Annotated in this window: 10 protein-coding genes and 1 tRNA gene; 9 read left to right on the top strand and 2 right to left on the bottom strand. The window is 41.7% G+C overall.

Features of this window, described 5'->3' with window-relative positions; genetic code table 11:
• Positions 1-24 precede the first annotated feature (24 nt).
• The 4 genes from nqrF to sthA all read left to right on the top strand — a co-directional run bounded on the left by nqrF (position 25) and on the right by sthA (position 4,007).
• On the top strand, positions 25-1,251 hold the full coding sequence (nqrF, locus tag AC2A4J_RS15990) for an NADH:ubiquinone reductase (Na(+)-transporting) subunit F (protein WP_255825249.1): 1,227 nt from the start codon (positions 25-27) through the stop codon (positions 1,249-1,251).
• 64 nt (positions 1,252-1,315) lie between these two features.
• Positions 1,316-2,329 (top strand): FAD:protein FMN transferase, encoded by a 1,014-nt coding sequence (locus AC2A4J_RS15985; RefSeq protein ID WP_255825248.1) that lies wholly within the window; start codon positions 1,316-1,318, stop codon positions 2,327-2,329.
• A gap of 28 nt (positions 2,330-2,357) precedes the next feature.
• Positions 2,358-2,591, top strand: coding sequence for a (Na+)-NQR maturation NqrM (gene nqrM, locus AC2A4J_RS15980; RefSeq protein WP_012069427.1), 234 nt, complete (start codon positions 2,358-2,360; stop codon positions 2,589-2,591).
• Positions 2,592-2,612: 21 nt separating this feature from the next.
• The gene (gene sthA, locus AC2A4J_RS15975; RefSeq protein WP_255825247.1) at positions 2,613-4,007 is read left to right on the top strand and encodes a Si-specific NAD(P)(+) transhydrogenase; all 1,395 of its coding nucleotides are present in this window, start codon (positions 2,613-2,615) and stop codon (positions 4,005-4,007) included.
• Positions 4,008-4,096: 89 nt separating this feature from the next.
• On the opposite strand, the gene AC2A4J_RS15970 is transcribed toward sthA, so the two are convergent.
• Both AC2A4J_RS15970 and AC2A4J_RS15965 read right to left on the bottom strand, forming a co-directional pair.
• Positions 4,097-4,648 (bottom strand): hypoxanthine-guanine phosphoribosyltransferase, encoded by a 552-nt coding sequence (locus AC2A4J_RS15970; RefSeq protein ID WP_255825246.1) that lies wholly within the window; start codon positions 4,646-4,648, stop codon positions 4,097-4,099.
• A gap of 36 nt (positions 4,649-4,684) precedes the next feature.
• Positions 4,685-5,545: a YihY family inner membrane protein gene (locus AC2A4J_RS15965; protein WP_255825244.1), complete on the bottom strand. Its 861-nt coding sequence runs from the start codon at positions 5,543-5,545 to the stop codon at positions 4,685-4,687.
• Positions 5,546-5,875: 330 nt separating this feature from the next.
• Here AC2A4J_RS15965 and AC2A4J_RS15960 point away from each other — a divergent pair.
• From AC2A4J_RS15960 to lon, 5 genes are all read left to right on the top strand, one after another.
• Positions 5,876-5,952: transfer RNA gene (locus AC2A4J_RS15960), tRNA-Arg, on the top strand.
• A gap of 119 nt (positions 5,953-6,071) precedes the next feature.
• Positions 6,072-7,397, top strand: coding sequence for a trigger factor (tig, locus tag AC2A4J_RS15955; protein ID WP_255825242.1), 1,326 nt, complete (start codon positions 6,072-6,074; stop codon positions 7,395-7,397).
• A gap of 74 nt (positions 7,398-7,471) precedes the next feature.
• A complete protein-coding gene (clpP, locus tag AC2A4J_RS15950; protein WP_255825240.1) occupies positions 7,472-8,104 on the top strand; it encodes an ATP-dependent Clp endopeptidase proteolytic subunit ClpP in 633 nt (210 codons plus the stop codon).
• A 16-nt stretch (positions 8,105-8,120) separates the two neighbouring features.
• The gene (clpX, locus tag AC2A4J_RS15945) at positions 8,121-9,401 is read left to right on the top strand and encodes an ATP-dependent protease ATP-binding subunit ClpX (RefSeq protein WP_255825238.1); all 1,281 of its coding nucleotides are present in this window, start codon (positions 8,121-8,123) and stop codon (positions 9,399-9,401) included.
• Positions 9,402-9,611: 210 nt separating this feature from the next.
• Positions 9,612-12,005: an endopeptidase La gene (gene lon / locus AC2A4J_RS15940; RefSeq protein ID WP_255825236.1), complete on the top strand. Its 2,394-nt coding sequence runs from the start codon at positions 9,612-9,614 to the stop codon at positions 12,003-12,005.
• Positions 12,006-12,116: the final 111 nt, after the last annotated feature.

The raw sequence follows: 12,116 nt of genomic DNA, 5'->3' as shown, positions 1-12,116 counted from the left end.
AACCAAGAATAGGGTTTAACTAACATGGTCAACTTAGAGATTATTCTAGGTGTGGTGATGTTCACAGCTATCGTGCTTGCGTTAGTGGCAATTATCCTTGCTGCTCGTGCACGCTTGGTAAGCTCTGGGGACGTCACAATTCGCATCAATGGTGAAAAGGAAGTAACAGCACCGGCTGGTGGTAAGTTGCTTCAAACTTTGGCGAACAGCGGCATTTTTCTATCATCTGCTTGTGGCGGTGGTGGTACTTGTGCCCAGTGTAAATGTAAGGTGACTAGTGGTGGTGGTTCTATGCTTTCTACTGAGCAGTCCCATTTTACTCGCCGTGATGAAAAAGAAGGTTATCGTTTGTCATGTCAGGTTTCTGTGAAACAGGATATGGATGTAGAGGTACCTGAAGAAGTGTTTGGTGTTAAGGCTTGGGAATGTACTGTTGAGTCTAATCCTAACTTAGCGACCTTCATCAAAGAGCTTACATTGAAATTGCCTGAAGGCGAAAACGTTGATTTTCGTGCTGGTGGTTATGTTCAGCTTGAAGCGCCTGCTCATACTGTGCATTACAAAGATTTTGATATTGAAGAAGAATATCGAGGTGACTGGGATAAATTTAACCTTTGGAAATTTGTTTCTAAGGTTGATGAAACCGTAATCCGTGCATATTCAATGGCGAACTACCCTGAAGAAAAAGGTATCGTGAAGTTTAATATTCGTATTGCTTCTCCGCCTCCCGGTAAAGATGATTTGCCTCCGGGTCAGATGTCTTCTTATGTGTTCAGTCTTAAACCTGGCGATAAGATAAAAGTATACGGTCCGTTTGGTGAGTTTTTTGCTAAAGATTCGGATGCTGAAATGGTGTTTGTTGGTGGTGGTGCAGGTATGGCGCCAATGCGCTCACATATCTTCGATCAGCTTAAACGTTTGAATTCGAAGCGTAAGATTTCATTCTGGTACGGTGCTCGTAGTGTACGCGAGGCCTTCTATTCTGAAGAGTACGATAAGCTTCAGGAAGAGAATGAAAACTTCGAATGGCATTTGGCGCTTTCTGATCCTCAGCCTGAAGATAACTGGGAAGGTAAAACTGGCTTTATTCATAACGTTCTTTATGAAAGTTATCTAAAAGACCATCCGGCTCCAGAAGACTGTGAGTTCTACATGTGTGGACCTCCAATGATGAACGCATCTGTTATCAAGATGCTAGAAGATCTAGGTGTAGAAAAAGAAAACATCCTCCTTGATGATTTCGGTGGCTAGCACCTAAATAAAGACCCACCTATAGGTGGGTCTTTATTTTTATTGGCGACTAAAAAGACTTTATATGCGTAAAAAAATACTACTACCCGTTTTCCTGCTTATCGCTATTGCGGTTGTATACCGCCTTTCTGTTTTTACCCCTGAATTAGCCAGCTTCTCTGGCCCTACAATGGGCACAACTTATACGGTGAAATTTTTTACTACTAAAGACGTAGGGGCTTCTTCAGATTTGAAGGATGACGTTGATGCTGCGCTGGTTCGAGTTAACAGGCTAATGTCGACCTATGACGCTAACTCAGAGCTTTCGCTGTTTAATAAGTTGTCCGCTGGTGAATCTGCTGTAGTCAGTAAAGATATGGCTTACGTGATTGATAAAGCTCTGCTTATTAGTGAAATGAGTGGTGGGGAGTACGATGTTACTGTTGGTCCTCTGGTTAATTTATGGGGGTTTGGTCCAGGGAAACGAGAAGATAAAGTGCCTAGCCAAGAGTCAATTGATGACGCAAAGTCGCGAGTGGGTTATCACTATTTAAATCTTGATGGCCGTCAATTGACCAAAGAAAAAGATATTTATGTGGATTTGTCTTCTATTGCGAAAGGCTACGGCGTTGATGTCGTGGCACGAGTTCTTCAAGATAGAGGGATAGAGAGTTATCTGATTGAGGTTGGTGGAGAGATTATATCCCAAGGTCTAAAGCCTGACGGAACTCCGTGGAGAATAGCGATCGAAAGCCCTGCTGGCGGGCATGACATGGCCGAGCGTATTATTTCTGTGACAGATATAGCGGTTGCTACATCTGGAGATTATCGAAATTATTTTGAAAAAAATGGTGTGCGTTATTCCCATACCATTAACCCTATTACAGGTAGGCCAATTACGCACAGGTTGGTTTCTGTTACTGTAGTAGATAAAACAACCACAATGGCAGATGGTCTTGCTACTGCAATTACGGTGCTTGGTCCTGATAAAGGCTTTGAGTTTGCACAAAAAAATGGCATTGCTGCTTATTTGTTGGTGAAAACAGATTTTGGCTTTGAAGAGCATCCATCTGATGCTTTTAAGGCCTATTTAAAATAGATTTTGAAAACTTTTTAGGAGAGATCATATGTTAACGATTGTATTGGCATTTGTCCTTATGCTCATGTTGGTGGCTGCTATGGCGGTTGGTGTATTAATGGGTAGAAAGCCTATTTCAGGCTCTTGTGGTGGCATGAGTGCTTTGGGTATGGAAGTTGCCTGCGATATTTGTGGTGGTGATAAAGGTAAGTGCGAGAAAGAAACGAAAAAAGGTATGGCGGCAACGGTTTCTGATGACACGTTTTATGACGCATCTAAATAATTGAACAGTGAAGAGGGTATTATGACAACGAGACATTATGATGTGGTGGTTTTAGGCACAGGTCCTGCCGGAGAAGGTGCTGCGATGAGTGCGGCGAAGGCTGGCAAAAGAGTGGCTGTGATTGAAGCGAGTTCGCAAGTTGGCGGAAGTTGTACGCATTTAGGAACCATTCCATCAAAAGCGTTGCGTCACGCTGTTAAGGAAATTATTGCATTCAATACTAATCCAATGTTTCGTGATATTGGTGAGCCTCGTTGGTTTTCGTTTCCAAAAGTGTTGGATCGCGCAAATAGAGTTATTGATCAGCAAGTTATGGGTCGTACAGAGTATTACGCGCGTAACCGAATTGATATTTACTTTGGTAAAGGTAAATTCAAGGATGCCAATACAATAGAAGTAAATACTTATGAAAAGGGTCCTGAGCTGCTGGTTGCGAAGAAAGTTGTTATTGCAACAGGTTCGCGTCCATATCGTCCAGCCAATATCGATTTTTCTCATCCTCGTATTTACTGCTCTGATACCATTCTAAGCTTGAGTCACACTCCACGTTCATTGATTATCTATGGTGCGGGTGTCATTGGTTGTGAGTATGCGTCAATTTTTTGTGGTCTGGGTGTGCGCGTTGAGCTAATTAATCCAGCCAAAAAATTATTAAGCTTTCTTGATGATGAAATTACCGATGCATTGAGTTATCACTTGCGTGATGGTGGTGTTCTAATTCGTCACAACGAAACATATGATTCGGTTGAAACCACAGAGCGTGGTGTTGTGATGCATATGGCATCGGGTAAAAAATTACGTGCAGACGCTCTGTTATTCTGTAATGGACGTTCTGGTAATACTGATAATTTGGGCCTAGAGTCAATTAACTTGGATGTTAATAGTCGTGGTCAGTTGGCAGTGAATGATACCTATCAGACGCAGGTCGAGAATGTCTATGCGGCCGGTGATGTAATTGGTTGGCCAAGTCTAGCCAGCGCAGCGTATGATCAGGGGCGAGCAGCCGCAGCGAATATGTTTGGTTCGCCTGGCGGTGAATTCATTAGTGAAGTGCCGACAGGTATCTACACCATCCCTGAAATCAGTTCAGTGGGTAAAACAGAAGCTGAATTAACGGCAGAAAAAGTGCCTTACGAAGTGGGTCGTGCTTTCTTTAAAAACACCGCTCGCGCTCAAATTACAGGTGAAGCGGTTGGGATGTTAAAAATTCTGTTTCACCGGGAGTCGTTAGAGTTGTTGGGTATTCATTGCTTTGGTGACCAAGCGTCAGAGATTGTTCACATCGGACAAGCGATTATGAAGCAGCCAGGCGAGCAAAATACATTAAAATACTTTTTAAATACGACTTTTAACTACCCAACGATGGCGGAAGCCTATCGAGTTGCGGCGTTAAACGGTTTTAACCGAGTGTTTTAAGTTTCTATCTGTCATAAAAATGCCCACTTAAAAGTGGGCATTTTTTTGTCTTTTATTTGGTCATAATAAGACTGTCATCAAATAACAAATTAGCTGCCTTTGATAGCGTAGATGCCTTTAAGGTTTCTGAAGAAGCCTTTGTAGTCCATGCCGTAACCGAATAAAAATCTATCTGCCACATCTGTTCCGATATAGTCGGGAGTCATGTCTGTTTTACGGTCGTGCAATTTATTGATGACGGTCGCTGTGTATACGCTGCTTGTTTCCTGGTTTTCTAGCCATTGAGTTATGGCTTGCAGGGTGTGTCCTTGGTCGAAAATATCATCAACAACGAGAATGTGTCTGTCTTTAAGGCTGGTTTGTGGATAGCTCAGCCAATTAAGTGATGCGCCTTCCGTTTCCATTCCGTAACGAGTTGCATGAATGTAGTCGAGTTCTAATGGAAAGTTTAAACGTTCTATTAGAGCGGCTGTTGGGATTAATCCGCCATTCATAACGCAAAGGACAAGAGGTAGCTTATCTGAAAGGTCCGCTGTAATTTGTGTCGCCATTTTATCAAGGGCTTCGTTAAGTTTTGCTTCGTCAACTAAGCAATCCGCCTCTTCTAAAATGTTGTTTAGATCGTTGATTGTATTCGTCATGGTAAGCCCTGTTGTGGAAAATTGCGGGATTTTACATTAATCCTGACCAGATGCTAAGTTTTTCTGCTGGGATGTGGTTTTTATGTTGTGTAGTGTGGCACAAAGGCAAATGGATGCGAGAACAATAAGCCAAGAGCTTTGTAACCATATTAAAAATATTGGAATGGCAGCGAATGCACCATAAACAACCTGGTAGCTGCTGAAAAATTGTGCGAAAGAACTGAATATGGTGTTTAAAATAAATAAGCCGATGCTGCCTACAAAAGCTGAAATGGAAGCCCACTTTAGGGATACTTCAGCGTTCGGAGTTAAAAAGTTGAGTGTTAATAGCATTAAAAAGTACAGAGTGATGGTGCCAAGTTCCAATAGGTTATCAATCCATGCGTTGGTCTGAGTGCCATATATTTGCATCGATATAAGCGTGCCGTATAAGCTTAATGAGGACGCAAAGATAATGGGGCCCAAGGTGAGAATGGCCCAGTAAGTTAATAGTCTTTCTCTAATTTTTCTGGCTTTTTTGATTTGCCAAATAGATTGTACGCTGCTTTCAAAGCTATTGAGCAGTAATAGTGCGGTGAAAACGAGTGCAACCAGACCAGCGGCTGAAAGATTTTTGGTCTGCGATGAGAATTTAATTAAGTAAGGTATGAGTATATCGCTTGAGCCAGGCGCTAGATGCTGCTCAATTAATTGAAAAAGCTGTGATTGCATTGCCTCTAGTGCAGGTGTAAAGCTCAGAATTCCAACAATGATGGTGATGATGGGGACCGCCGCCAATAAACTTGATAAGGTGAGTTGAGCGGCTTTTTGTGGAAGGTTGCTGTGCTTGAACCTTGTTACAGTTAGATATCCATAACGTTTGAAGATAAGGAAAAAGTAAATTAGACGTTCTGGCATAGTGATTGGGCTCTGTTTAAGTAGGTTCCTACAATAACATAGGCATGAATATTTTATAAAAAACTTCTTTTTGATGCACATTGCACAAACACAGTGCAATGTGATTCATTTTGGCGCGTGTTCCTTGTTTTTTGGGAGGGCTGCTTGTATTATTTATATCGTTCCTTTTGTGATATTTGTGCTGCGGGATAGTGAATTTTAACTATTCTCGGTTCCATGGTTGCAAATAGTCATTTTTAGCCCAGTTTTACTGGGCTTTTTTATGTCTATTGGTTGACGATTGCTATTCCATCCCTATAATAGCCCACCACATGAAATGTAATGATCTTTGTTCCGTTAGCTCAGTTGGATAGAGCAACCGCCTTCTAAGCGGTAGGTCACTGGTTCGAATCCAGTACGGAGCACCATTTTCAGTCCATTACTTTAATTTAATTTTTATTTAGGTTTTGTTGGCTGTAATTGAATAGATGTCTTGTTAATGACGAGATTGCCAACAAATTAAAGCAGGTTCCCGAGAGGAAGTTTTATGCAAGTTTCTGTAGAGACAACGTCTCCAATTGAGCGCGTTCTAACAATTAGTGTTCCAGCTGCTCGTATTGACGAAAAAGTAAATGCTGAAGTGGCCAAGACAGCGAAAACAATTCGCATCGATGGTTTCCGTAAAGGCAAAGTGCCTGTTAGTGTTGTTAAAAAACGTTACGGCCAAGGTATTCGTCTAGATGCTGTAGAGCAAATTATGCGTGATGCATATGTTGAAGCGATTCAAAAAGAGTCTATTCAACCTGCAGGTATGCCTTCAATCGAACCTAAGAACTTTGCTGAAGGCACAGATCTTGAGTTTGTTGTAAAAGTAGAAGTATATCCAGAAGTAACATTGGCTGATAACTCTACTATTAAAGTAGATCGCGTTGTGTCTGAAGTTACTGATGCAGACGTTGATGTAATGTTAGAAACTTTGCGTAAACAAAATTCTGAATGGTCTGCTGTAGAGCGTGAATCTGCTGACGGCGATCAAGTGACAATCGACTTTGTTGGCTACCTAGGTGATGAAGCTTTCGAAGGCGGTGCTGCTGAAGGTCACAAGTTGGTATTGGGTTCCAATACTATGATTCCAGGTTTTGAATCTGGTATTCTAGGTGCTAAAGCTGGTGAAGAGCGTACTATTTCTGTGACTTTCCCAGAAGATTACCAAGCTGAAAACTTGAAAGGTCAAGAAGCAACTTTCAAAATCACTGTTTCTGAAGTTGCAGAGCAAATTCTTCCTGAGCTAGATGATGCTTTTGTTGAGAAATTTGGACTAGAAGAAGCGACGATTTCCGCTTTACGTGCTGAAGTGCGTAAGAATATGGAGCGTGAGCTAAATCAAGCAATTAAGTCAAAGCTTAAAAATGCATTGTTTGAAGGTTTGTCTTCAATCAATGAAGTTGAAGTACCTTCTGCTCTTGTTGAACAAGAAGTTGATGCACTACGTAAGCAAGCTGCTCAGCAGTTTGGTGGCGAAGGTTTCGATGCATCTCAGCTACCTGCTGAATTGTTCGAAGAAGAAGCGAAAAAACGCGCTAAATTAGGTTTGTTGATTTCTGAAGTAATCAAGAAAGATGACCTGAAAGTTGATGATGATCGTGTTCGCTCTTTCTTAGAGGACATGGCTCAGGCTTACCAAGAGCCTCAGCAAGTTGTTGATTTTTACTTAAAGAACAAAGAACAATTAGCTCAAGTTCAATCTGCTGTACTTGAAGAGCAAGTTGTTGATAAACTGTTAGAATCTGCTCAAGTTACTGAAGTAACTTTGGGATATGAAGACGCTATCAAGCCAAATGCCCAAGCTGAAGAGGCTGGGGAAGAAGCATAAGACGAGTCTTATCTTTTTTAATAAGGTCGACATAGCATTTGCTATGTCGACTTTTTTGTTTTAAGGAATGCGATATGAATTTGATGAACCCGACTACTGGTCCTGTTGCAATCACAAGTAATGGTCTTGTCCCAATGGTTATTGAGCAGACCGCTCGTGGAGAGAGGTCATTTGATATTTACTCGCGCTTACTTAAGGAGCGAGTAATCTTTTTGGTTGGTCAAGTTGAAGATCACATGGCCAACTTGGTTGTGGCTCAGCTACTGTTTTTAGAGTCAGAAAACCCAGACAAAGATATTCATTTGTACATTAACTCTCCAGGTGGCTCTGTTACTGCTGGTATGTCTATTTATGATACTATGCAATTTATTAAGCCAGATGTTAGTACCATGTGTATTGGCCAGGCGGCGAGCATGGGGGCTTTGTTGTTAACAGCAGGTGCTGCTGGCAAGCGTTACTGTTTGCCTAATTCACGCGTTATGATTCACCAGCCGTTAGGTGGTTATCAGGGGCAAGCTTCTGATATTGAGATTCATACACGTGAAATTTTAAGCATCAAACATAAATTGAATGAAATTATTTCTTTTCATACTGGTAAGCCAATTGAGCAAGTTGCTATTGATACAGATCGTGATAACTTCATGAATCCGGAAGCAGCAAAAGATTACGGCTTAATTGACGATATCTTGCAGAAACGAACAGTTTAAGAAAAGGGTGGAATAAATGTCGGATGATAATTTTAGCCGTGGCGACCACTCCGATCGGTTATTGTATTGCTCTTTTTGCGGAAAGAGCCAAGACGAAGTAAAAAAGCTAATTGCTGGACCTTCTGTCTATATTTGTAATGAGTGTGTGGACTTGTGCAATAACATTATCACGCAGGAGTTGTCTCAAATTACTGAAGATGGCGAGTCTGCGGATGAGTTGCCAACGCCAGCAAAATTGAGTGCGTCGCTTGATGATTATGTTATTGGTCAGGATAAAGCGAAACGAGTTTTGGCTGTAGCGGTTTATAACCACTACAAGCGTTTGCGTCATCAGGGTAAAACAGATACGAGTATCGAATTAGGTAAGAGTAATATCTTGCTTATTGGCCCAACCGGTAGTGGTAAAACATTGCTGGCACAGACGCTTGCTCGTGTTTTGGATGTGCCATTTACTATTGCTGATGCGACTACATTAACAGAGGCTGGGTATGTTGGTGAAGATGTCGAGAACATCATTCAGAAACTATTACAGAACTGTGATTACGATGTAGAAAAAGCGCAGCGTGGTATTGTATATATTGATGAAATAGACAAAATCTCTAGAAAGTCTGATAACCCGTCTATTACACGTGATGTGTCAGGTGAAGGTGTTCAGCAAGCTTTGCTGAAACTGATTGAAGGGACTGTCGCTTCTGTTCCACCGCAAGGTGGTCGTAAGCACCCTCAACAGGAATTTCTGCAAGTTGATACCTCAAATATTCTGTTTATTTGTGGTGGTGCGTTTGCTGGTTTAGAGCGTGTTATCAGTGATAGAACAGAAAAAAGTAGTATCGGCTTTTCTGCCACAGTGAAAAGTAAAGAAGAAGGGCGATCTTTTTCTGAGGCTGTTCACCGTGTAGAGACAGAAGATTTGGTTAAGTTCGGTTTGATTCCAGAGTTTGTTGGTCGTTTGCCTGTTGTTGCGACGCTTTCGGAATTGGATGAAGAAGCCTTGATGACAATCTTAAGTCAGCCTAAAAATGCATTGGTTAAACAGTATCAGCACCTTTTCGAATTAGAGGGTGTTGAGCTGGAGTTTACCCCTGAGTCTTTACGTGAAGCGGCTAAATTAGCCTTAGAGCGTAAAACGGGTGCTCGTGGCTTACGTAGTATTTTAGAGTCTGCTTTATTGGATTGTATGTATGAGCTTCCAACTCGTAATGACGTTGCGAAAGTCGTTATGGATGGCAATTCAATACGTGGCGAGTCTGCTCCGTTGATGGTACTTGAAAAAGAAGAGCTAGCGAAAAACGCTTAATTCTTTTTTAACTAGAAAAAATAAAAGGCCGAATTTAAGTTTTATTGCTTAAATTTGGCCTTTTTTATGATGTTTCGTTTTAAAACACGTGTAGACTAAATTCAAATAGTGATAGCGCTTGTAATTTCGGGCTTCGCCCTTATCTCTTTCCTAATCAATGTTGAAATATAAAAGTGCACTTTTCTTTATGTGCCCGGATTGGAAAAAAATATGACAGATTCTTTGCTCCTGCCAATGTTGCCACTTCGTGATGTGGTCGTGTATCCCCATATGGTGTTGCCGTTATTTGTTGGTCGCGCTAAATCCATCGCAGCATTAGAGTCTGCAATGGAAAATGATAAACAGGTGTTTCTTGTTGCTCAGCAGGATGCCTCTAAAGATGATCCTACTTTAGAAGATCTTTATTCTATTGGTACAACAGCCAAAGTCATGCAGTTGCTTCGTCTACCTGATGGTACTGTTAAAGTGCTTGTCGAAGGTGGTAAACGTGCTCGTCTTGAAAAGATGGAAGAGGCGGATGGTTTTGTTTTGGGTCGCGTTGTTGAGCTAGACCTTCAAGAAGAAGATCAAACTGAACATGGTGTGATTCGTAATGCTTTACTTAAACAACTAGATGAGTATGTTGCAGGTAGTAAGCGTATCCCTGCAGAGGTCGTGGCGTCTCTAAAGTCTATCGATGATCTTGCGAAGTTGATCGATAATATTACTGGTCACATGAGTCTTAAGCTTGAAGATAAGCAAAAAGTATTAGAAATAGACTCGTTAACTGGCCGTGGAGAATACTTAATTGGCTTGATGGACGGCGAACTTGATATCGCTCATCTTGAGAAAAGTATTCGTAGCCGCGTTAAAAAGCAAATGGAAAAAAGTCAGCGCGAGTACTATTTGAATGAGCAAATGAAAGCCATTCAGAAAGAACTTGGTGATATGGAAGACGGCAGCAATGAGCTTGATCAGCTGCAAGAAAAAATTGCTGAAGTTGGTATGTCCGATGAAGCAAAAGAAAAAGCGGAAGGCGAACTGAAAAAGCTTCGCATGATGTCGCCTATGTCTGCAGAGGCTGCGGTGGTTCGAGGCTATATTGATTGGTTAACCTCATTGCCTTGGAAAAAGCGCAGCAAAGTTCGTAATGATCTAGCTTACGCAGAAAAAGTATTGAACCAAGATCATTATGGTCTTCAAGATGTTAAAGAGCGCATCCTAGAGTTTCTTGCTGTGCAGCAGCGAGTGAAAAAAGTGAAAGGTCCTGTGCTTTGTTTGGTTGGGCCTCCAGGTGTTGGTAAAACATCATTGGGTCAATCTATTGCTAAAGCGGTCAATCGCCAGTATGTACGTATGGCGCTTGGTGGTGTTCGTGATGAAGCTGAAATACGTGGTCATCGCCGTACCTATATTGGTTCTATGCCAGGTAAGCTACTGCAAAAATTGGCGAAAGTGAAAGTTAAGAACCCACTGTTTTTGTTGGATGAAATTGACAAAATGGGTATGGATCAGCGAGGTGACCCTGCCTCTGCGCTGCTAGAAGTGCTTGATCCAGAGCAAAACCACACTTTCAATGATCATTATCTTGAAGTGGACTTCGACCTTTCTGATGTCATGTTTATTTGTACATCGAATAGTATGAATATCCCTGGTCCTCTTTTGGATCGTATGGAAGTTATTCGCATTCCGGGTTACACCGAGGATGAGAAACTGAATATCGCAAAACGTTATTTGTTGCCTAAACAAATTAAGCTGTCAGGTCTGAAAGAAAGCGAAATTAAGGTAACCGATGACGCATTAATGGACGTGATTCGTTATTACACGAAAGAAGCGGGTGTTCGTGGTCTAGAGCGCGAGCTTAGTAAAGTTTGTCGTCGTGTAGTTAAAAAACAAGCGTTAAGCAAAGATAAAGAGTCAAAAGCGGTTGAAGTAACCAGTGCTAATTTGGAAGATTTTTCCGGTGTACATAAGTTTAGTTACGGAAAAGCGGAAGAAAAAAACCAAATTGGTCAGGTGACTGGTTTAGCTTGGACGTCTGTTGGTGGTGAATTATTGACCATTGAAGCGGCGGGTGTGCCTGGTAAAGGTCGTCATGTTAAGACAGGTTCCCTTGGCGATGTCATGCAAGAATCTATTCAAGCTGCTCTTACGGTGGTTAGAAGTCGAGCAATTGGCCTTGGAATTGATGAAGATTTTCATGAAAAAACAGACCTTCATTTACATGTTCCTGAAGGTGCTACACCTAAAGATGGTCCGAGTGCTGGTGTTGCCATGTGTACAGCCATCGTATCCGTGCTAACTAAGATCCCTGTTAAAGCCTCTGTGGCGATGACTGGCGAGATTACGCTGCGTGGGGAGGTGTTACCTATTGGTGGGCTTAAAGAGAAGCTTCTGGCGGCTCACAGAGGAGGAATAAAAACTGTGATTATTCCTCAAGAAAATGCTCGTGATTTAAAGGAAATTCCTGATAATATCAAAGCAGACATTGAAGTCGTCCCTGTCAAATGGATAGATGAAGTGCTTGATATTGCTTTGGAGTACATTCCTTCACCAAAAAAGGTAGAAACATTACCTTCAAGTGAAAAAACTGTTGATGAACAAGAAACTGTAAGTCATCATTAAAGGCATAACCTGTGTTGACAGGGGATAGGCTGGGCTTGTATAACTGCTGGCTCGGCCTTATCGGTAGTCATTTATACTGCGCCGAAAAACACTAAGGAACCAAGAAAATAC

Source organism: Marinomonas sp. ATLA20 (assembly GCF_057180105.1).
The sequence above is the reverse complement of the archived record's forward strand: the minus strand, read 5'-3'. Positions and strand labels throughout refer to the sequence as shown.